The following is a 22,591-nucleotide window of genomic DNA, read 5'->3' as shown; positions in this document are numbered from 1 at the left end:
GTTACTAATGTGGATAAGAGTATGGATTATAAATATATTTCTCAAACCTATATCTGGATATCATCAACAAGAACGTGATAAAAACCTTTAGAACAAGGTTCTATACGACATTGAACATGAAAACAGTCTGCCATAGCCTTGACAGTAATCACTTCCTGGACCTTTCCAGAGGTGTATAAACTTCCTTTATATAGTAGAATCGCCTTATCAGCAAAACGCATTGCAAGATTAAGGTCATGGATAGCTATTATTACTAGTAAAGACTTTTCCTTTGCTAAGTTGCGAATTGATTTAATAACTATCATTTGACGGTACAAATCTAGCGCACTAGTCGGTTCATCAAGTAGCAATATTTTTGGATTACGGACGAGACATTGTGCTAAAGAAACCAGTTGTTTTTGTCCTCCACTTAAGTCACCAAGCATACGATCTGCTAAAGTCTCAATACCTAAAGTAGAGAGTGCTAATGCTGCACGTTCGAAGTCTGAATCGTGTAACTTCCAATCACTACTTTGTTTGAGAGCAACCAGTAATGATTCAAGCACCGAGAGAGCTGCGCCACTACTTTGTTCTTGGGGCATATAAGCAATATGCTGCTGAGGATCAACTTCACTATTAATCGTACCAGTCCCCTGAAGTAATCCAGCAATTCGTCGTAATAAAGTAGACTTACCAGCTGCGTTGGGGCCAACTAAAGCAACAACTTCACCACCAATCATCTCAGGCAACGATACGTCACATAAGACAGTTTTACCGCCTAATTGAGCTGAAAGGTTTTTTGTAGATAGTTTTACCATAGTTGAGTCTTGCTACGCAGAATATAATAAAGAAACACCGGTAAACCAATTGCAGAGGTCACGATACCAATTGGCAGAATAGTACCAGGCATAATAATTTTTGCCAGTATTGAACCACAAACCATAATCAGTGCGCCGATCAGTGCACTAGCTGGTAATAATACACGTTGATCCTCACCGACCATAATTCGAGCAATATGTGGTCCTACTAACCCAACAAACCCAATAGTGCCAACAAAAGCTACAGGAATTGCAGTGAGTAGTGCTACTAGTAGCATTATCTGCAAGCGTAATTTACCAACCTTTACCCCGAAAGCCGCTGCCTGCGCCTCCCCCAAGCGCAGTGCTGTAAGTTTCCATCTTTGTCGAAGTAAGAAAGGTATAATAACCACTAGGGCTACTGCGGTAATCGCAACTTTTTCCCATGTTGCTTTGCCAAGGCTACCCATTGTCCAAAACACAATGGCAGAAACGGCCTCCTGACGAGCAAAAAACTGCACTAGAGCTAGTGCGGTGTTGAAGGTAAATACCAATGCAATACCGAGTAAGATAATAGTCTGAACTGTGCCATCTCGGCGCATGCTTACTATGAAAATAATTAACGCAGTTGCAATTGCACCTACAAAAGCATTGAGTGCAACGAAATAAGGACCAGCACCAGGTAGAAATGTTAGCCCAAAAGCCAAAGCAAGTGCGGCACCAAAGCTAGCGCCTGCTGAAATTCCTAGTGTAAATGGACTCGCTAATGGGTTGTTTAGGATTGTTTGCATTTGCAATCCTGCCACTGCTAATGCCATACCACAGCATATACCCATCATAGTCGAAGGCATTCGAATATTCCAGACAATGACTTTTAATTGTTTATCAACATCCTGAGGTTGTAAGATAGCATATGTTACTTCAAGCAGATTGTATCTTGCAGGACCAATAGCAATATCGGCTATTACTGCAAATATCAGTAGTGTAAGCAATGACAGGCATATTAAAGAGCGGCGGCGGCTAATATGAAAATAGTTTGTTTCGACACTATGTTTTCCAATTTTTCCTAGCTGCTGGGTCATAATATCGCTACTTTTCTATAACCTAATAATATTGAATTAGCCAAAGTTTATTTTTCCTCGTACAGACTTATGAAGTAGCCTGGCTGGTAATCAATTGGCAAAAACTGTTCATGGAATGCTTTGAATGTAGCATCAGGATCAAGATCTTTAAATAACTCTGGATGAAGCCACTTGGCAAACTTTTGTATAGCTACAAACTCGTATGGGCTATTATAGAATTGATGCCAAATGGCATGAAACTGTTTGTCATCTTGTGCAGTAATTCCAGTATATGCCGTACGCGACGGATACCATTCTAGCTTTTTCTTTGCTTCCTTTTGATCCGTCCCTGGGCCAAGCGGTATCCAACGACCATTGGGAACATAAGCTTCCCAGTTAGCACTAGTCACAATGACATGATCAGGGTCAGATACAATTACTTGTTCGGGTGATAGCTGACCAAAAGTTCCAGGAATAAATTCGCCACCGATATTATGCCCTCCTGCTAGCTCGACATAATTCCCAAAATTTTCATTACCAAAGCTCAAGCAGCACTCTTCTGAATAGCCGCCGATACGTTCGATAAAGACTTTTGGTTTTTTTGGGTTATGCTCTACTAACACCTTAGTGACCTTTTCGGTAGCGGCTTTGCGAAATAAAATCATCTCACTTGCACGCTTTTCTTGTTGTACTAGTTTTCCAAGCAACTCGATAGTAGAGTTAGTATTTTCCAAAGGCTTATGACGGAAATCAACATATAAAAGTGGAATACCTAATTCGTCGAGTTTTTCAATATATTGTGCATCTTCAGTATTGCTTTTGGCCTCAAGATTGAGCAGCACAACATCAGGTTTTTCAGCAATGGTAGATTCAAGATCGATTAAGCTGTCTTCTTTACCTTTGAATGTAGGGATATCGGCTAACTCAGGAAATACTTTAAGGTATTGCTGATAGGTCGCAGGATCAGCTTCGATCAAATCATTTCGCCATCCAGCTATATGGTTAACTGTATCATTACCGAGTAACCCAGCGAGTAAATAGAGCTGACGACCCTCACCAAGTAGTATACGATTAGCAGGAACTTTGACCTGGACTTTACGTCCTGTAATATCAGTTAAGGTTGTAATTTTTTGATTAGAACTTCTTTCTTGGTTTAAGGCTGATTGTTGATCAATAGGAGTGTGTAAAAAATGAGAAGAAATAATAAAGCCTAGAGTAATAACTACTAATATTGCTAATATAAAAATTACTATATGATTATTGCTAGAAAATTTATTAGTCATACTTCTCACTTATATTTTAATTATTAGAATGATTATCATTTACATATTTCAATATAAAGGATAATATTCCAGCTGTAAAGTAAATAGCCGCAACAAGAGAGAAAATAAAACACAAGCTAAATATATGACTGGTTGACACCCCAACACCGATAATATCTGTTGGGTACTTTGTGCTTGGCCTAAATGACCTATGCTCTCAAATCCGTAGACCTAAACTTGGGAGATTTTAATCGAGAGGCCTAACGATAATAACCTAACCACACCTGTCTTAATGCTTTCATGCCTAGACCTTTTTGAATCCTAGCCTGGTTGTACTCAGGCTCAATATATTTAACAATATCGCTGATGGCTTCCTTTCTCGTTTGACACTCTTAATGATATACCAGCTCATTCTTTAACACACCTCAGAAGCTTTCTATAGGTGCATTGTCAAAGCGGTTGTCTTTAGGCCTCATTGAGCCTTTAAACTGATGCTGCTTAATGATCTTGTGATACGCATGGCTACAGTACTGACTACCTCTGTCAGATTGCACATTCAACCCTTAGCTTGGACGTTTACTTTTGATTGCCATATTGAGTGCAAGGCAGACTAAATCTGCTATTATGCGCTTATTAATGGTATAGCCGATCAGCTCTTAGTATAAAGGCCTCTTACCCCTGCCAAGTAAAGTCAGTCCTTGCTTTTCCAAATATAAGTAATATCATTGACCCAAGCTTGGTTGAGTCTATTAGCTTCAAAGCTTTACTCTAATAGGTTTAGATAAATTGGTTTGTTGTGATCTGAGTTAGTTGTCACTTTACACTTCTTATGACGCTTGCATTTGATGTTATATTCTTCTTTAGTACTTCTATGTATTTGCAATCTTACGCCCTTGAGCCGTTATATGAGTTTGCAGCCATTCATAGCCATAGCACTCTTTAGTCTCAGTATGAGTGGCTTTAACCAGTAGTAGGCAGTGGTTACGATGTATCTGCTGATCACTGATATCACAAGTTATCCAGTCATAGTAGCTGGATAGTTGAGCCTCTAAAACAGTACACATTCGAGTAATAGTAAAGATTCACTGATTGGCTTTGATATCTGTATCGGTATGCCAAGCTTTCTTGCTGCGGCAGTGATATTTCCATTGTGCTCAGCTATGCTTTTGACAGCTTAGGATTTGAATTCTTCACGGTATCGTATTGTTCTTTTAGTCATAGTAAACTCCTTATTAAGTTGTTAGTTTACCAAGTCTTATTCTACGGTTTCTTCAGCATACCTCCTGAGCTCGCCCGTGGTAGTTACCATATAAACAGCATTGAGTCTTTTTGGAGTTTTACTAAACGATAGCTTGCTAAATTTAATGGTATTACTGCTAATTTCGAGCTTTAATTAAAAGAGGATGAGTGGTGATGGAATCAGAATATTGATAGCTTACAACGCTACCTTCGGAGTCTGATTAAGTGATCTTATTTAAATGTTGCTAGTCTAGAGCCTAGCTAGAATCGAATCATCAAAATATTTTTTTAGACATAAAGAAACTTCGTAGAGCTATCTTAGGGATCGAGATTGGAATTAAGGTTTACTATACTACTTTATTGTAGTTAGAAGTACCTCTTCAAACCTATACCGAAGCTTCTTGGTTTAGCAGCTTCTGATGTATGCCCAGCTCCAAAATCATATTCGACTGAAGAGTACTTCTCATCTAATGCATTCTTCAACCAAATATAAGCTTCCCATGAATCGCTTTCAACTCCTAACTTCGCATTGACCAAAGTATAAGGATCCTGTTTAAACTCATTTTGCGTATCGTAATAATAATCGCCAGTATATATGGCCTCTGCTCTCGTAAAGAGATTCAAATTGTTATTTAAAGCTCTAAAGTATTCCACACCTACTAAGCCTGTGAACTCAGGAGCATAAATCATATGGTTGCCGCTACAATCTGCATCAGTTCCTAATAGGCTACACCCTTCGTAATTATCATATTTTGCACTGTTATAACTGATACCACCATCCACTAACCAATGATAAGAAATCTTATACTTAGCATTCAGTTCAATGCCTTTACTAGTACTTTTTCCTGAGTTAACAGTAGAAATTTGACCACTTGAAGGAAGGATTTGCTGAACTTGTTGGTCTTTGATATCTATCCAAAATAGTGCAGTTGTCAAATCTAGTTTGTTGTCAAAGAAAGAACCTTTGTAACCTATCTCATAATTTGAACTTGTTTCTTTATTATAAGTAGGCTTATTAGGACTAGGATAAAGATGATCAAACCCACCAGCCCGGTAACCTTTATTATAAGATGCATACACCATCGCATCATTCTTAAATTGATAACTTGCCCCGACTTTTGGTAGCCAAGCATCAAACTCTTCTGTACCTTCAACAAAAACACTAGGTGCACTTTGATTATTTATATTTATATCTGCTTTTCTTTTCTCGCGGTCTAACCGGAGACCGCCTGTTAAAGTTAATTTTGGAGTGATGTGATAGTCAGCCTGACCAAATAATGCAATGCCAGAGTTATCTTTAGTTATATCGGTAAGGTCAACATAGGGACCACCTCCTCCAAATAATGTATAGTCGACATCATTCCTACTATCAATTTTGTATTCATTTTTATAGCCATAAGCACCGACTATCCAGCTTAAGGCTTGCTCATTGTCTGAAGATAGCCTCAACTCTTGTGTCAGTTGAGTATTTTGCTCATTAGTTTTTGAAACCCATGAAAATAGTGGATTGCTACCAGCATCTTGATCAGCCGTGTTAAAGCTGTCAAGCTTTCTCCAACCAGTAATGGATGTTAGTTTGATATCATTAAGTATTTTTTTATTAACCGAAAAAGACATCCCATATGACTTACGGTCATCTTCACCGCGATAATCATTGTCAATTTTCTTAGGATTTTTACTAATAAATTCATAGGAACCTAATGCATAGGAGTCATTATCAGTCTTTTCATAATCTAGTCCTAAACTCATATCAAGTGTATCTGAAGGCTGCCATACTAATTTAGTATTAAAACCTACTTCTTTTTTGGCTCCATAATCTGAGTTATTAAATACATTAGTAAGATAACCATCACTACTGGTTCCTTTTGCATGAATATTCCAAAACAGCTCATCCTCTATGATTGGTGAACTATAATATAGTTTTAGGTTTTTTTCTGACAAGTTGTCTACAGAGATTGATGCGCTTCCCTCGGAATAGTTACTCGGTTCTTTAGTAATAACATTAATAACTCCACCCAAAGAATTTCCGCCATATAGCGTTCCTTGAGGTCCTTTTAATACCTCTACTCTTTCTACATTATCCATATCAATATCAAACATCCCACTACTAGTAAGATTTACACCATCTACATAATACCCAACAGTAGGATCCGTAAACAGTCCAGGTCCTATCCCCCTAATATAGATATTACTCTCACGACTCCCCCCCATGTAAAAGCATGCATTCCAGGTACATGATCACCAATCCCAGTAATTGAATCGATTTGGGAGTCTTGAAGCGCCTGTTCATTCACTACAGTTACACTTAGCGGTGTCTCTAATAAACTTTCATCGCGTTTGTTAGTGGTTACTACAATTGTTTCTAGAGAAGCAAACGGAACATCCATATTTTTAATTAAGTCAACTGATGGGTTTTCTGTCAAAATCTCGTATTGGTTATCAGATAAATTAGTTGTTTTATCAATGGTTTCGTCAGCATTAGCAAAAGATATTACGCAAAAAGCTAATATAAAAACAGCTAAAGATGTTTTTTTTATTTTTTATTTTTATTTCCTAAGTTAATAATAAAAATCACATTTATATTAAATTGATAAGAACATATAGTAGTCGAATCTAAATAAAATAGAGTCATCGTAATAAGATGCGCAACTGGTATAAATTTTTCTGGCTTGTTGTGGCATGTCGACAGATTCTATAAAAATCTATACCAGTACTAATGTAGCGTTTTTATATTGAACTTACTAATTATGATAAGAAAACTAAAAATATATAGCTTTATTATTTTAGGGGTTCTTATAGTATCTATCAGAGAAAACGTAATTTTTTTGAGAAAAACTTTTAAAATCAAATAACTAGACTAAAACTATTTAAGTTGACTTAGAATATTTTATTAATATTTTTCAAATACTTAGTAAAAGCATTCGATTGCCCTGAAATATCTATATTAGCATATATTAATGCTAATAATAGTAGCAATCATTATCATTTATGATAAACTATTTCTTATTTACAGCACTATTACAATAACTAGAATCAATATAATGGACTTAAATAATGAAAAAGAAGTTTCTTTTCGTTAGGCTTATGCCTTATATGGAAAACAAAATATATTTATTGTATGCCTCCTTAATCCTATCTGCACTGTCTTCGATATTAGGGCTGCTACCATTTATCTTTCTCTGGTTAATTATTAAAGAGCTTTTAGGTAATGATCCAACTATAGATAATGTAGCTACCCATGCTTGGCTAACGCTAGCATCCGCTTTAATAGCAATGATATTTTATTTTGTAGCGCTATTATGTTCACATCTGACTGCATTTCGCGTAGAAACAGGCATGCGTAAAATGGGCATGCGTAAAGTAATCAACTTACCTTTAGGATTTTTTAGTGAAAACCAAACAGGAAAAATAAGAAGCATTATTGATGAAAATGCTAGTCAAACTCATACTTTTTTAGCCCACCAACTTCCAGATGTATCTGCTACCGTTATTGCACCAATTGCGCTACTTATTATCATGCTGATTATAGATTGGCGTATGGGACTGGTGTCTCTTATTCCTATCGTATTAGGATTAATCGCCATGAGCTTTATGATGAACAAAGATGGAGAAGAGTTTCGCAGACAATACATGGACTATTTACAAGAGATGACCAGTGAATCTATCGAGTATGTTAGGGGCATTTCTGTCGTTAAAACTTTTGGACAAAGCGTTCATGCATTTACACGTTTTGTCGATAGTATTACTAAATATAAAGAAGCTGTAGTGGCCTATACACTAATGTGGAAAAAGCCGATGGCGTTCTATACGGTAATCATGCAAAGTGCTGCTTTTTTCTTAGTTCCCTTTGCCATATTCTCTATTAATGCTAACAACCTTAGTACTGTCTTAAGTAATTTTATATTTTATCTACTTATCGCACCCAACTTTACCCTTCTATTCATGCGTAGTATGTACTTTCAAAATACAGCCAATATGGTTAAGCAGTCTCTTGATCGCTTCGATGCAATTATGGATTATCCCGACATGATTTTTGAAGTGCAAAGCAAACCGCTAACATCGTTTGACGTCGAATTTAAAAACGTAGTCTTTAGCTATAAAGACACAACTACTAATATCGTCAATGGGGTAAGCTTTACTATAAAAGAGGGAGAGGTGGTAGCACTAGTTGGCGCGTCTGGGGGAGGCAAAACTACTATTGCAAGACTACTTGCTAGATTTTGGGACGTCCAATCAGGCGAGATACTGATAGGTGGTCGCAATATAAAAACACTGTCTCGGCAAGCTCTAATGACGCACATTACTTTTGTATTGCAAAATACGAAATTATTTAACACCTCTATTCGAGAGAATATTATCTATGGTAAACCTGACGCCACTGATGATGAAATCTCTAGAGCTCTAACACTATCACAAAGTCAAGAAATCATTGACATGCTACCCCATGGTTTGGATACTAATATTGGTACATCGGGGACCTATCTATCTGGTGGTCAGCAACAACGTATCGGGCTGGCTCGTGCCCTTTTAAAAGACGCACCCATCGTAATATTAGACGAAGCTACTGCTTTTGCAGATCCAGAAAATGAGCATTTAATCCAGCAAGCTTTAAAAGAGTTGAGTAAAGGAAAAACCACTTTAATGATTGCTCATCGTTTAACCACTACTCGAGACGCTGATAAGATACTGGTAATTGATAAGGGTAATATTGTTGAAAGTGGCTCTCACGCTGAACTTCTATCCAAGGATGGTTGTTATCGAACTATGTGGGACGAGTATCAACAGTCTATCGATTGGAAATTGACCAATACGGAGCGTGTATTATGATTTCCTTTCTGCAAGAGAAATTTGCTTTGAGCCAGGAGGGTGCTATAGATCTACGTAACGCTATTTTTTGGCATACCTTGTTTAATTTAATAACAATATTACCTGCTATCCTAGCGTTCATATTTCTACAAGACTACCTTAATTTTTTTGTACTAGGTACACCACCTAGTTATAGCATGTCGTTTTACCTCATATTTTCGCTCATTACGTTTTTCCTTATGTATGTCATTGCATACATTGATTACGATAAAACCTATACCAAAATGTATAACGAGAGTGCTAGTCGACGCATTAAATTAGCCGAGACTTTGCGAGCATTGCCGATGGCTTTTTTTGGCAAAAAAGATATGGCAGATTTAAGCTCTATTATTATGGAAGACACTACTCAAATTGAACAGATATTTTCTCACGCTGTTCCACAAACATTCGCTGCAACCATCAGTATGACGCTATTAAGTTTGGCAATGTTTATCTACGATTGGCGTATGAGCTTAGCAATGTTTTGGGTAGTTCCTTTTGGTTTCTTAGTATTTTATTTATCAAAACAACATATAGAACAAGGTCACAGCAGAATCTACGCCAAAAAAAGAAAAGTGACCGAGGTTATTCAAACTGGGTTAGATATGTTGCAAGAAATTAAATCGTATAATCAAGAAACAGCTTATTTACAAAGTTTAGAAAAGCAACTAGATGCCTACGAAGGAGAGCTCATTAATAGTGAACTTGCTGGTGGCGCTTTACTGAACTTGTCACATTTTATCCTCAAACTTGGACTACCTAGTGTCATTCTTGTCGGTGCTTATTTTTACGTACATGACGGTATTAGTCTTTTTACATATTTAGTATTTCTAGTAATCGTTGGGCGTATCTATGATCCATTTATTGATGCCATGAATAACTTTGCTGCTCTGCTTTACCTAAAAGTACGAATTAAGCGTATGAAAGAGATGGATTCAATGCCAATACAGTCAGGGCGCAAAACATTCAATCCTAAATATTTTGATATTGAATTCCAGTCAGTTGACTTCTCTTACGAAGGTGATGTAAAGACATTGGAAAATATTAGCTTTATTGCTAAACAGGGTAAGGTTACTGCATTAATTGGCCCCTCAGGCGGGGGAAAAAGTACAGTCGCAAAACTTGCTGCTCGATTTTGGGATATTGATAAAGGCAAGATTCTATTAGGTGGTGAAGATATTAGTAAAGTCGCACCTGAAGCACTACTAGAGCATTTCTCTATTGTTTTTCAAGATGTAATGCTATTTAACACCAGTATTTTAGATAATATACGTCTTGGACGTACCAATGCCACAGATAAAGAGGTCAAGGAAGCTGCTGCTTTAGCCCAATGTTCTGATTTTATAGAGCGCTTACCAGAAGGTTATCATACCCTTATCGGTGAAAATGGTGAAAAGTTATCTGGCGGCGAACGTCAACGAATATCTATTGCGCGCGCATTGCTGAAAGACGCGCCTATAATTTTACTAGATGAAGCTACTGCGAGTCTTGACGCCAGAAACGAGCGTAAAATTCAGCAGGCAATAAGTGAGTTAATTAGTAATAAGACCGTCTTAATTATTGCTCATCGTATGCGTACTGTTATCAATGCCGATAATATAGTGGCACTCCGAGGAGGTAAAATAGTTGAGAGTGGTCCACCTGAGACACTTATGAAACAAAATGGAATATTCTCCTCAATGTTGGACAGACAAAAACAAGAAAATAACTAAGAAAACTATAGGGATATACCATGTTCAAAATTGACTCTAAGCAGCTTATTCAACTCGGAATCTACACGGTTATATATTTCTTTATTTACGTTCTTATTAATTCAATAGCAATTCTTACGCCTATTCTTACCCCAGTCGCCGCATATCTATCAGTAATAATAGCAGCTATTCCTTTTATGTTATTTTTACAACGTGTCAAACAGTTTGGACTGTAGTGTAAATACCCTATACTTAACACAACCTCATCATAAAATAACTAAGCCACCTGTTTATACTTAGCAGGCGTCATATCATTGAGTGAATCGTGCGGTCTTTCAGTGTTATATACCTTGATCCAATCTTTAGTCAGTTGATTAACCTCGTTTAAATTATTGAAAAGGTGCAGTCTAAAACCTCAGTACGATAACTGCGATTAAATCTTTCAATATAAGCATTCTGATAAGGGCAGCCAGCCACGATATAGTCTATAGTCGATCCGCTTAGAATTTGATACAGAGTCAAAAGGATGAGTTTTCGAAAGCTCGTGGTGGTCAGTTATTAGAAATTTACAAACAAGCCAATCAATGTATTTAGCTAAGTTCCGCATTATGGTTGAATACAAAATAGGCTTAATTAAGCTCTTCAAGATTGTTGCCATAGACCCCGCAGTCGCCGTCAGCGTTATACTCTTAGAATGAAGCTGTTCGCTGGCGTTGTTAATTTCGAAAATAGCTTATGACTTTTGCAAGAGGTCTACTCTTATAATATTTTTATAAGTCAATAACTTAACAATATTACTTCACAGTATTAGCAATCACTGAGCAGTTTGGAGTATGACAGTATAATGCCTTAACCCTATTGGGAAGGTTTCGCTCAATAAACACGTAGTAATCAACTTAGGGCTTGAAAGGTTACATACCCTACGTGAAATAGAGTGCGCTTACTATCGTAATAAGGCTCAGCTTGTGGCAAAGTTAATGAATAACATCTTATTAGTATTTTAATGGCTTATTAGGTGCTTTATATAAGAATAACTAACATTTACCACCCTCTATAAGAAGGGTTTAAAAGACAATCATATTTTTACACTATAATTTATCCAAGATTTAAACCTTACCTGCTCAGAATATCACCGCTCAATAATCTTCAACTAATGATTAGCATTTACTAACAAGGAGCACGCGTGACTTCAGCAAGCCAATCTCACTCTAAAAAGCCTCCTACATATCTGCAGCCCAACCACTTTGCCGACTATCTATCCCCTCAACAGCAATATTGCTTATTTTTGGATATCGACGGCACATTGGCAGATTTTACACTGAAGCCACAAGACAGCGTTGTCCCACAGACAACACTATTACTACTACAAAGAATACAAAATTGCGGTGTCAAAATAGCAGTCGTGACGGGTCGCAGTCTCGCTGAAGCAAGGCAAATGCTGTCTCCTATTCACCTGCCCATTGCAGCCACCCATGGTCTAGAGATAGCGTTAGCTGATATTAAGGACAGGGGCAACAATAATAGCTTTCATAATAACAGTAATGATAAAAAGGACAGCAACAGTGCTAAGAATAACGTAATACAAGTTGACTCTGCCGAGCTGATGGCCATAAAACAAGCCATCACCCAATCTTGCCTATCTTATGCTGATTTCACCATTGAAGATAAACCCTATTCTGTTGCCCTACACTATCGGCAAGACCCTTCTTTAGCCGATATCGCCTATAGCATCATGTCGGACACTTTAAAAAACCATTCAAATTGGATACTAAAACAAGGCAAATTTGTTTGGGAGGCGATGCCAAAGGGAGTAGACAAAGGCAGCGCCATATTGACTTTGCTAAATAAAATGCAGACTAACTCTGAGCTTTGTCCAATTTTTATTGGTGATGACATTACCGATGAGGCAGGATTTAGAGCTGTGCAAGCTCATAGCCAGTCATTAGAAATGGAGCAGGTTATGGATAACCCGCAAAAGTTAGTACATGGCATAGGCATTAAAGTTGGTACTTCGCCAACTTGTGCCGATTATTATGTGTATAATATTCAAGAGGTGACAGCTTTGCTTAACCACTTTTTAAGCTTTTGCCAAACCCACATTATCAGACGTCCTTCCCTCACCCATAAAAAATAACGAGATAGGATCTATGAGCCGCTTAATCGTCCTATCAAATCGGGTTAAAAGCCCCAATAATGGTCCGATGGCTGGCGGACTTGCAATAGCATTGCACGACCTGTTGATAGAAAGTTCAGGTATCTGGATGGGATGGAATAGCGATATTATTAACGGCTCCATTAACAGTGATAATGACTTTGCAACCTATGAATTTAGCCATCACCCACAATCTGATTTAGTAGGCCCTGCTATAGCTGGTACTGATCTACCAAGTACTGATTTGCTAAGTTCTGACACTCAACTGGCTCACTCAAAAACCACTTATGTCACCACTGCCCTAACTACTGAGCAATACCAGCATTTTTACTGCGGCTTTGCCAATAGCGTCTTGTGGCCTCTTCTGCATGAACGCACCGATTTAATTCACCAAGTCCCACAAGACTATGCAGGCTATCAGGCAGTAAACCGTCTTTTTGCTAAGCAATTAAAAAAAATCTCTCAACCAGACGATGTAATTTGGGTACATGACTATCACTTTTTAAGTGTGGCCTATTATTGTCGTCAGTTGGACATGGGTAATCGTATTGGCTTTTTTTTGCACATTCCATTTGCGCCATTGGCAGTTTGGCAACAGCTTGATCAGAGCTTAGAGCTAATTAAGCATCTTGCTCATTATGATGTACTCGGTACGCAAACTGAGCATGGTAAAGCGAACTGTCTTAAGGTGTTTAGATATTATTTAAAGGATTATCTTTTGAATAATACTTCAATAAATACTTTTCAAAAAAAGCGACAGTCTACCCGCCCTCAGCAGTCAATGAGCACCAGGCTAATGCTCAACCTTAAGCTAGAATCAACTGCCTCTCACTACTTAACGATTAATGCCTATCCTATAGGCGTGAATGTAAAAAATATTCAAAAACAGGTTAGCCATTTAACCTCGTATGTATCCTCCCAAGCGACAAATCATACTCGAAAAGTCAGTAATATAAAGCCAGCCAACCAACAGATAATTGCGGTAGATAGAATTGATTACTCCAAGGGTTTGTTGGCGCGTTTTTTAGCGTATCAGTCTTTTTTACGGCAATATCCAATCTATCAAAACCAGCTAAGCTTATTACAAATTGCCTGTCCTAGCCGCTTAGACTTACCCGTTTATCAACGGCTTTATAATGATGTTAGACAAACCGTGAATCATGTTAATCAACAATTTTCGTCTAGTGAGTATGCTATAGATGCAGTTAAAACTAATGCTTTAGAAGCTAACAGTTTAAATCCATCTGCCCTTATAACTGATAACACAGATAATTGGCGGGCTATTAACTATAGCGAGAGCGTGTTAAGCCATGAAAATTTGATGAAGGCCTTTCATCAGAGTGATGTTGGTTGGGTCAATTCGTTTAAAGATGGTATGAATCTGGTCGCTAAAGAATACATTGCCGCGCAAAATCCTGATAATCCGGGTGTGCTATTGCTGTCTCGATACGCAGGTGCTGCCGAGCAAATGCAGGCGGCGGTCATTATCGACCCACACCAGCCGGAAAGTATCATTCAAGGTTTGAAAATGGCCTTGACGATGCCACTAGCACAGCGTAAGTCACGCTATCAGACATTACTAAAAGGGTTGCAACAGGATAATTTATACGCTTGGCAGCAAGATTTTTTAGATGATTTATATGGTAGCGCAAGTCATCAAATAGATGGCTAGTGTTCAGCCTTATTTATAGCTTCGTTTCCAACCCAGTCGCAGTATCCGACTCACAAAATAATCTCACAAGAATAAGTAGGACACACCTATGATAGATTCTACACTAAACGAAAAACTGGTTGCGAAAAAAGCTTTATTACAATCCATTAAAGCAGATATAAAACACCTTATATCTGCCAACAATCAAGGTACTAGTACGTCGGCTCTCACTGATAAATTGCGCCATGATATCCTAAATACCTTAGTTACTTATAGCGATCAAATACCCCATCCTGCCAGTGGTAACGCAGCCAACCCAAACACGCTAATCCGTTGGCAAATCTTGGCGTATATTGCCGGTATTGATTTAACGATTGCCAAATGGTTTGAGTCTCATTTAGATGCGCTAAGCATTTTACATGAGGTGGGCTATGACAAATCAGTACAAGGGCTGTGGGCCGTTTGGGCTTCAGAAGGTCACCCCGACCCTATTCGCTATGAGCAAGGCCCAGCTCATCATACTATTAGCGGGACAAAAGGGTGGTGTTCGGGTGCCAATATGGCTGAGCATGCGCTGATGACCTATCGGGATGGCGACGGTCAATCACAACTGCTCATTGTAGATATGGGACAACCTGGAATCGAGATTGATAATAGTGATTGGCAAGCGGTAGGCATGCAGTTCACTGATACCGCCACCGTTCAGTTTAATCAGGTTCCAGCTACTAAAGTTGGCGCGGCAAATGCCTATCTAGACCGTGTGGGTTTTTGGCATGGTGCAGCTGGTGTGGCAGCTTGCTGGTACGGGGCAGCAGCTTCCCTTGCCGGTCATTTAATCACTGCTTATCAGCGAAAGCCGAATGATTATAAAGCCATGTATTTGGGCGAGATAGGAACGGCATTGGCAGTCACTCAGCAGTATTTGCACTATGTCGCTGACTTAATAGATACTCAGTCACAATGTAGCCATGAACGGATCATTCGCCAATTAAGAGCGAACGTCGAGCAAGTAGCGCGTCTCGTGATAGAGACTGCCGGTCAAGCATTGGGCGCAGCACCATTTTGTCAAAATGCCCATTTTGCAAGATTATCAGCTGATTTAGCCGTGTTTATTCGTCAGAGTCATGGTGCGTTTGATTTACAAAAAATTGGCGAATTAACCAGCGAATTAACGGGAAGTTCAGCTGATGGACAGGAGCACATATGGCAGCTTTAAATTCTGCAAACTCTGAGGCCGACACGTCAGCGCACAACCATCCAATCGTTGGTGACCGCGTTATTGAAGGTGATGGCACAAGTTTAGATGCTTGGCAAAACTGGCAAGATTTGCATAATCTATCACGATTAAATATTGCAGAAAGTATGTTACCGCACCAGCGTGTGTGCGTCTTTGCCCCGCATCCTGATGATGAGATATTGGGCTGTGGTGGTCTGCTGCAACAGCTGGCCGCCAATGGCAATCCTATGGTACTGGTCCATGTGACCAATGGTACGCAAAGCCACCCAAACTCACAGATTTACCCTCCCGAACAATTGGATAGTATCCGACCGCAAGAAAGCCAGTCGGCGCTACAAGTATTAGGCGTAGCGCAGCAAGTGACGACGATTGCCCTAGAATTATCGGATGGCAATGTATTTGCCCAGCGATCTCAGTTTAATGAGAAATTAGCCGCTATTATCCAGCCTGATGATATTTTAGTGACGCCCTTTAGACACGATGGTCATCCAGATCACGAGGCCACAGGTCAAGTCGTTGCGGCGTTTGCTAAGCAATACCAACTACCCTGTTACCAAGTCTTAATTTGGGCATGGCATTGGGCAAAGCCTGCCGATAGCCGTATTCCTTGGCACAATGCTACGAGGCTTGACTTGACTGCTGAGCAAGTTCAGCGTAAAACCCAAGCTATTGCTTGCTTTAAAAGCCAAATTACCGTTGATGAGAGCACGGGCAATCCGCCAGTTTTATCGGCGCAAACCATCGCTAGAATCAGCCAGCCCTGGGAAGTTTATTTATATGAGTGACACTCCTAACTCGAGGACGTCTACTGATACGCCTCTTAGCACAAATTCAAAAGCTGGCAAGACGAGCTTGATCCATGACTCTGACAGCTATTCAGAAAGCTATTTTGATAAGTTGTATAGCGACAATAGCGACCCATGGCATTATCAGACCCACTGGTATGAACAGCGCAAACGAGATATGTGTCTTGCGGTACTGCCACAAGCTACTTATAAAAATGCTATTGAATTAGGCTGCGGTAATGGTGTGTTTAGTGAATTACTAGCGCGTCGTTGTCAAGACTTGATCAGTATTGATGGCAATAACAAAGCGGTACAACTTGCCAAACAACGCTTAGCGGATGCTACCCACGTCAGGGTGGTGCAAGGGATTATTCCTAGCATCTTATCGACTTTAAGACAGGCACTGCTACAAGCTTATCCTTCATCAAATGCCTCTCTATTAGACCACTCTCCTGCTAAACAACCACCCTTTGATTTAATCGTTATTAGTGAAATTTTATACTACTTATCGCCCAATGATATCGATACGATTATTGCTTGGATCAGACAAAACCTAGCCAAAGGCGGCACTTTACTGTGCTGTCATTGGCGTTATGCCATTGATGGCTTTGCGATGACGGGCGAGAGGGTGCATCAACGCCTACAACAAGCATTTGGCTTAGTACATAGTGCTAATGATGAAGAGTCTCATATAGCAACTTTTCATCACCAAAGCCAGACGGTAGATAGCGACTTTTTATTAGACATTTGGCAAAATTCTCCAAAGTCAGTCGCCATGCAAGAAAACTTGGTATGACTTGATATGACCGTCAGTAAGATGATGAAAGACATGATCGATATAGAAATCGCTATTGTAATCCCTGCCCATAACGAGGCGCTGACCATTAGCAAGTGTCTGGCATCGGTCCAAACCGCCATTAAGCAATTACCCTCAACAATCTCAGCTTATCCGCTAGTGGTGCTCGATAGCTGTAGCGATGACACAGCTACGTTAGTCAAAAGCGCCGGGGTTGAGTGTATCAATGGTGATTATCGCAGTGTGGGTCGGGCGCGAGATTTAGGCATTCGCCACGCTATTACGCGCGGAGCAACCTGGCTTGCCTGCACAGATGCAGACTCAATAGTGACGGCAGATTGGCTAGTGCAACAAATCACCCATATTAGCGAGCAGCCCACGGATATGATTTGCGGCGTGGTGAGTGTGGACAGCTGGGCGCATTTGACTCCGAAAACGCGAGAAGATTATATCGCTCATTATCGAGATATGATGGGACACCGCCATATTCACGGGGCAAATTTAAGCTTTAGCAGCGATGCCTACCTCTCCGTTGGTGGCTTTGCCCCCCTACCTTGCCATGAAGATGTGGAGTTGGTCAAAAAGTTTGAGGCCCAAGGCCTTGATATCACTTGGAGCAATAGAGTGCGAGTAGTTACTAGTAGCCGCTTGCAAGCGCGGACAAGCGAAGGCTTTGCGGCATTTTTGATGGATTTAGAAAAGGGGAATTTATAGTAGTGATTGATAGAGACTATTTTTAGAGTCTATATTTGCTAGAGTGTGCAAGCTTTATTGTTGCCAATATCAATCTACTATACCTATAAGTCTAAAAATAACTCATCACCACCGCTTCAATCAGCAAGCTAACCCTTCTCACTAAGCAACTGATAACAGCGCTCAATCACCGGTCCATCCACCATATTACCGTCTATTTCGAATACTGCTTGACTAGAACGCTCATACTCCTCTATTACCCGCTTAGCAAAGTCAAGCTCAGCTGTTGTGGGTTGTAGAGCGTCTTTAACTATCGCTACTTGATTCGGGTGAATACAAAGCATGCCCGACATGCCCATCTGTGACCACAGCCGCACTCGTTGACTTAGCCCTTCGCTATCCTTGAAGTCGGGATAGACTGTATCAATAGGCGCTAATAGACCGTGGACTTTAGAGGTGAGAATCAGCTGATAGCGGATTTGGTTGGCCACGATATCGGCCGCTGGTGTACCCACCTGAACCTGCATATCATTGCACAAATCTAAAAAACCATAGCTAAAAGCGACAAGTCCTGAGGCCTTTGCCATAGCATCCATATGATATAAGCCTTTGACACTCTCTATTTGTGCGATAACAGGCAATCCGCTCACTTGATAGACATACTCAATATCAGCAGCTTGCTCAGCTTTGGCCAGTATAACGCCAGCAAGATTAGGCATCAGTCGGCATGCCTTAATGTCTTCAGCGAATGCTGGGCTACTTGACTGATTGATACGCACCCAAACTGGGCAATAGTCTGCACTATTATAATAGTATTTTAACGCAGCGCGTGCGGATGCCTTATCTACTAAATTCACTGTATCTTCTAAATCTACGATGACCGAATCAGCCCCGCATTTGAATGCTTTGGCTACTAGTGCCATCTTAGTAGCGGGTACAAACAACCAGGTTTTGTTATTCTCTAACTCAACAATAATCGCTTTGGTATCTTTTGGCAAAGCACCCTTTAAGGCAACCATACTTTTATCCTTAAAAATCAAATTAAATTAACGGTCATATTGCAAATGCCTATCTTATGCTAAGCCATTCTTAAGTAACGGTGGTAAAAGTTACCTTAACACCCTGTCCAAACAGCGGGGCGCTTGTCAATAAAGGCATCAATACCCTCAATCACATCTTTGACCATCATATTGTCAACCATAACATCTTTAGCAAAGTCATAAGCATCCGGCAGACTCATGCTCAATTGTTGGACGATAGCATCGACCAGATTTTGCAGGACCGCGTCTAATTGATCTGCAGACGCTACGCGATTGATCAGCCCTTGCTGCTTTGCCGTTTGGGCATCGATGAACTCTCCCGTAATTAACATCTCGAAGGCCTGCTTAGGCGATCAGTTCGACTGATGGCGACGGCGGGTGTCGAGCAAAACAAGCCGACATTGATACCAGAGGTGGCGAACCTAGCTGTGTCTGCGGCAATGGCTAAATCACACACGGCGACCAACTGACAGCCTGCAGCAGTAGCGATACCTTGGACTTTGGCAATCACCACTTGTGGCATTCGATTGATGGTTAGCATTACTTGATTGCATTGCTCAAATAAGCGGTTGTAAAAAGATTTATCGCGGTTAGCGCGCATCTCTTTGCGATTATGACCAGCATAGAACGCTTTACCATGAGCCTGAAGGACTGCGATACGAATTTTGTCATCATCGGCGCTAGCCTGCAACTCAGATTGAAAAGCCGATGACATATCTACAGATAACGCATTGAACTGTTTAGGGCGGTTTAGAGTGAGGGTTACGACTTCATCATTAAGCTCTTCGCTGAGCAGCGGTTGGTCTATATCTGCTAAAAAGGTAGGTGTAGATTTTAGAGAAGAGCAAGGTTCAATCATTCGCCGTCCTTAACGATTGTTGGTAAGTTTTTATGAGTATTTTTATAGTATCACCGCTAATTACTTAGGGTGTCCCATGCTTAATAAATAGGCTAAAGAAAAAACAAAACGCTATTTTACTTATTTTAATATTGAAAAAGTTTAAATAAATTAGTATCTTAGCTCGCTATCAACATTTATCTAAGATTATTATTCTACAAGGACGTACCTATGGCGCAGATGATTCCTGATAGCATCGGACAAGTGAAAGAAGCTACCGCAGGTGAGAGGCGTGTTTATAATTTATTAAGGGCAGCCTTACTACCAGATGATGAATGGACAGTATGGTATGACCCTTGCGCCTGTGTCCAAAGTAAACATGGCGACTTTCTTATCTTCTCGCGCTATCACGGCATTATCTTAATCGAGGTCAAAGACTGGAGCCTATCCTATATCGAAGAGGCATCTCCTAACTATTTTACGGTCAAAACGGACAACGATACGCTGCAAAGAAGGGAGAATCCATTAAAACAAGCCCGCACGGTGCAGCTGCAGATTCGTAACTTATTAGAAAAACGTCGCTCGCTCACGCAAAAGACAGGCAATCATGCAGGTAAGCTAAGATTCCCCACCACAGAATGTGTTATTTTTACTGGTATGGAGAGAGCACAAGCAGAAAAATCAGGGTTACTGAACGATGCTATCTTAAGCCATCAAAAGTGTCTCTTCCAAGATGACTTACGTATCGATGTAGAAGATAGAGAGTCTCGCAAAGACTTTATCAATCGCTTACTCAGCGCCTTCAATCATAAATTCCCATTTCAGCCATTAAATAATAAAGAAATTGATGCGGTTAGGTATGCGCTCTTTCCTGAGTTGCGAGTCAACCCTCAACAACAACTTGGTTTAGACTTGGTGCTTAATAATGACGAGCTCATCAAGGTTTTAGACAAGCAACAAGAGATTACTGCTAAGTCCATCGGACCAGGGCATCGTATTCTAAAAGGGGTAGCAGGCAGTGGTAAATCCTTAGTTATTGTTTATCGAGCACGCCATCTGGCCAAGTTTAATCCCAATTGGCGCATATTGGTGGTTTGTTTCAACATCTCTTTACGAAGTCATCTTGGCGCTAGCCTAAATAATGCCCATATCAAGCCTTACGCCTCGCAAGGTGACGGCTGCATTGAAGTAAAGCACTATCACAGCTTATTACCTGATTTGACGGACGTTAAGATAACTAAACGCTCGCAAGAAAGTTGGGATGACTTCAATAAACGCCGTTCTGACGCCCTGATTAATTATGTCAATAACCATCCAAACTTCAGCAAATACGATGCGGTATTAATCGATGAGGGTCAGGACTTCTCTGAGGATATGATCGCTGCTGTATTAACCATCCTTTCAGAGCAAGATAGCCTGTTGTTTTGTTATGACCCTGCTCAGAACATATTCGGTAGAAAAAATTTCACTTGGAAGTCTGTAGGTATTAACGTTCAGGGCAAGAAACCGACCTTGTTAAATAAGAGCTATCGTAATACCCGCCAGATTTTAGAGCTTTGTACAGCGTTTAAAGGTGAAGAATTAGAGGTAGAAAGTGATAATCAGGCGCTAGTACCTGATTATGGCGATTGCCGTGAAGGCGATGTACCCTTACTCGTTCAACAACCGACTTTCAATGACATGGTGGACTACATTGCTGAAGACATTAAGCGCCATGTCAGTAGTGGCGTCGAGTTGTCAGATTTTGCAATCATTATTATGGAGTCCGACAATAAAAGAGACATCGTCAAGCACTTAATCCCCAAACTAAAAAGTAAGCTCGCTCGCTTAGGGATGAGTGAGACATCGGTGAGTGCTATCTTGGACCGAGACTCAAAGCTAAATTTAGACCTTTTCCACCCCAGTATTAAGGTACTTATGACAGACTCCTGTAAGGGTCTGGAATTTAGAAATGTCTATCTTTTGGGGCTTGGCGTGGTAAAAGAAGACTCGCCTGAGCTTAGAAAAACAGCGTATGTCGGCATGAGCCGCGCCAAGGAGTATCTAACCATTCTGTACTCTGGCTCTAACTTCTATATCGATGAATTAGAGAAGATTATAGATAAGCAAAACAAGATGTTTTAGCCACTCAGCTGACCAGCCCTATCTCGCAAATAATTCATTATTCGTGTGCCGAGCCAGACAACCCCTACTGGCTCACTCAATGCACTCCGTATTAAAAAGTATTATTAAAGAGAATAAGTGATTAATGGTGTTTGGCTTTTAGCACCACATTAGTAGCGTACCACTATCATCAATCTTACTTAAAACTGGTAGATAAAACAGCAGCGGGTATAAATTCACTGGCTAGAGATCATGAGATGACTGAGGTAAGCGTAAATTTATACCCGTTCCGCATCATAATATAACGACTCTATTTTATTTAGAGTCGACAATAAGCCACTATGAAACAGCTGGCTGGCTATTGGTTGGGAGGGGCTTATCTCACATAAGCTAACGTCATGAATATGCTCACTCAGCCGTTA

18 protein-coding genes and 2 pseudogenes are annotated in these 22,591 nt (G+C 40.1%); 10 read left to right on the top strand and 10 right to left on the bottom strand.

Annotated features, from left to right (window positions below; all coding sequences use genetic code 11):
• Positions 1-47: 47 nt before the first annotated feature.
• From EGV92_RS12355 to EGV92_RS12335, 6 genes and pseudogenes are all read right to left on the bottom strand, one after another.
• Positions 48-797, bottom strand: a complete 750-nt coding sequence (locus EGV92_RS12355; protein ID WP_131669603.1) for an ABC transporter ATP-binding protein — start codon at positions 795-797, stop codon at positions 48-50.
• Positions 791-1,858: a FecCD family ABC transporter permease gene (locus EGV92_RS12350; RefSeq protein WP_131669602.1), complete on the bottom strand. Its 1,068-nt coding sequence runs from the start codon at positions 1,856-1,858 to the stop codon at positions 791-793. Before EGV92_RS12350 ends, EGV92_RS12355 begins: the two co-directional genes overlap by 7 nt.
• Before the next feature lie 47 nt (positions 1,859-1,905).
• Entirely contained in the window at positions 1,906-3,120 is a 1,215-nt protein-coding gene (locus tag EGV92_RS12345; RefSeq protein ID WP_131669601.1) for an ABC transporter substrate-binding protein, read from the bottom strand.
• A gap of 239 nt (positions 3,121-3,359) precedes the next feature.
• Positions 3,360-4,178, bottom strand: a pseudogene (locus tag EGV92_RS12340) (IS3 family transposase); the annotation flags it as partial.
• Positions 4,148-4,261: a helix-turn-helix domain-containing protein gene (locus EGV92_RS14390; protein ID WP_479725189.1), complete on the bottom strand. Its 114-nt coding sequence runs from the start codon at positions 4,259-4,261 to the stop codon at positions 4,148-4,150. The pseudogene EGV92_RS12340 and the gene EGV92_RS14390, both read right to left, overlap by 31 nt.
• Before the next feature lie 443 nt (positions 4,262-4,704).
• A complete protein-coding gene (locus EGV92_RS12335; protein WP_131669600.1) occupies positions 4,705-6,549 on the bottom strand; it encodes a TonB-dependent receptor in 1,845 nt (614 codons plus the stop codon).
• A gap of 843 nt (positions 6,550-7,392) precedes the next feature.
• Between EGV92_RS12335 and EGV92_RS12330 the strand changes: the two genes are divergently transcribed.
• From EGV92_RS12330 to EGV92_RS14365, 3 genes are read left to right on the top strand one after another with little or no spacing between them, the layout of a single operon-like run.
• Complete coding sequence (locus EGV92_RS12330) at positions 7,393-9,165, top strand: ABC transporter ATP-binding protein (protein ID WP_131669599.1); 1,773 nt, start codon at positions 7,393-7,395, stop codon at positions 9,163-9,165.
• Positions 9,162-10,895 (top strand): ABC transporter ATP-binding protein, encoded by a 1,734-nt coding sequence (locus tag EGV92_RS12325; RefSeq protein WP_131669598.1) that lies wholly within the window; start codon positions 9,162-9,164, stop codon positions 10,893-10,895. The genes EGV92_RS12330 and EGV92_RS12325 overlap by 4 nt, the downstream gene beginning before the upstream one ends.
• A gap of 20 nt (positions 10,896-10,915) precedes the next feature.
• Positions 10,916-11,110, top strand: coding sequence for an MptD family putative ECF transporter S component (locus tag EGV92_RS14365; RefSeq protein ID WP_131669597.1), 195 nt, complete (start codon positions 10,916-10,918; stop codon positions 11,108-11,110).
• A gap of 41 nt (positions 11,111-11,151) precedes the next feature.
• Here the strand turns inward: EGV92_RS14365 and EGV92_RS12315 are convergent.
• Positions 11,152-11,339, bottom strand: a pseudogene (locus tag EGV92_RS12315) (integrase core domain-containing protein); the annotation flags it as partial.
• A gap of 718 nt (positions 11,340-12,057) precedes the next feature.
• Here EGV92_RS12315 and otsB point away from each other — a divergent pair.
• The 6 genes from otsB (at position 12,058) to EGV92_RS12280 (ending at position 18,209) form a co-directional block, all read left to right on the top strand.
• Positions 12,058-13,008, top strand: a complete 951-nt coding sequence (gene otsB, locus EGV92_RS12305; protein ID WP_131669596.1) for a trehalose-phosphatase — start codon at positions 12,058-12,060, stop codon at positions 13,006-13,008.
• Between the two features lie 13 nt (positions 13,009-13,021).
• Complete coding sequence (locus EGV92_RS12300) at positions 13,022-14,698, top strand: alpha,alpha-trehalose-phosphate synthase (UDP-forming) (RefSeq protein WP_131669595.1); 1,677 nt, start codon at positions 13,022-13,024, stop codon at positions 14,696-14,698.
• Between the two features lie 88 nt (positions 14,699-14,786).
• Entirely contained in the window at positions 14,787-15,893 is a 1,107-nt protein-coding gene (locus EGV92_RS12295; RefSeq protein WP_131669594.1) for an acyl-CoA dehydrogenase family protein, read from the top strand.
• Complete coding sequence (locus EGV92_RS12290; RefSeq protein ID WP_131669593.1) at positions 15,881-16,699, top strand: PIG-L deacetylase family protein; 819 nt, start codon at positions 15,881-15,883, stop codon at positions 16,697-16,699. The genes EGV92_RS12295 and EGV92_RS12290 overlap by 13 nt, the downstream gene beginning before the upstream one ends.
• Positions 16,692-17,495: a class I SAM-dependent DNA methyltransferase gene (locus tag EGV92_RS12285; RefSeq protein WP_131669592.1), complete on the top strand. Its 804-nt coding sequence runs from the start codon at positions 16,692-16,694 to the stop codon at positions 17,493-17,495. Before EGV92_RS12290 ends, EGV92_RS12285 begins: the two co-directional genes overlap by 8 nt.
• A 42-nt stretch (positions 17,496-17,537) precedes the next feature.
• Positions 17,538-18,209, top strand: a complete 672-nt coding sequence (locus tag EGV92_RS12280) for a glycosyltransferase family 2 protein (protein WP_131669617.1) — start codon at positions 17,538-17,540, stop codon at positions 18,207-18,209.
• Between the two features lie 128 nt (positions 18,210-18,337).
• On the opposite strand, the gene EGV92_RS12275 is transcribed toward EGV92_RS12280, so the two are convergent.
• The 3 genes from EGV92_RS12275 to EGV92_RS12270 form a co-directional block, all read right to left on the bottom strand.
• The gene (locus EGV92_RS12275) at positions 18,338-19,207 is read right to left on the bottom strand and encodes an HpcH/HpaI aldolase/citrate lyase family protein (RefSeq protein WP_131669591.1); all 870 of its coding nucleotides are present in this window, start codon (positions 19,205-19,207) and stop codon (positions 18,338-18,340) included.
• 95 nt (positions 19,208-19,302) lie between these two features.
• Positions 19,303-19,560: a Clp protease/crotonase-like domain-containing protein gene (locus tag EGV92_RS14285; protein ID WP_278248269.1), complete on the bottom strand. Its 258-nt coding sequence runs from the start codon at positions 19,558-19,560 to the stop codon at positions 19,303-19,305.
• Positions 19,554-20,087 (bottom strand): enoyl-CoA hydratase-related protein, encoded by a 534-nt coding sequence (locus EGV92_RS12270; RefSeq protein ID WP_278248268.1) that lies wholly within the window; start codon positions 20,085-20,087, stop codon positions 19,554-19,556. The genes EGV92_RS14285 and EGV92_RS12270 overlap by 7 nt, the downstream gene beginning before the upstream one ends.
• A gap of 210 nt (positions 20,088-20,297) precedes the next feature.
• On the opposite strand from EGV92_RS12270, the gene EGV92_RS12265 reads away from it, so the two are divergent.
• Positions 20,298-22,190: an NERD domain-containing protein gene (locus tag EGV92_RS12265; protein ID WP_131669590.1), complete on the top strand. Its 1,893-nt coding sequence runs from the start codon at positions 20,298-20,300 to the stop codon at positions 22,188-22,190.
• The last annotated feature ends 401 nt before the right edge of the window (positions 22,191-22,591 follow it).

Source organism: Psychrobacter pygoscelis (assembly GCF_004335015.1).
GTDB lineage: Bacteria > Pseudomonadota > Gammaproteobacteria > Pseudomonadales > Moraxellaceae > Psychrobacter > Psychrobacter pygoscelis.
This window is presented reverse-complemented; position numbering and strand designations above follow the sequence as displayed.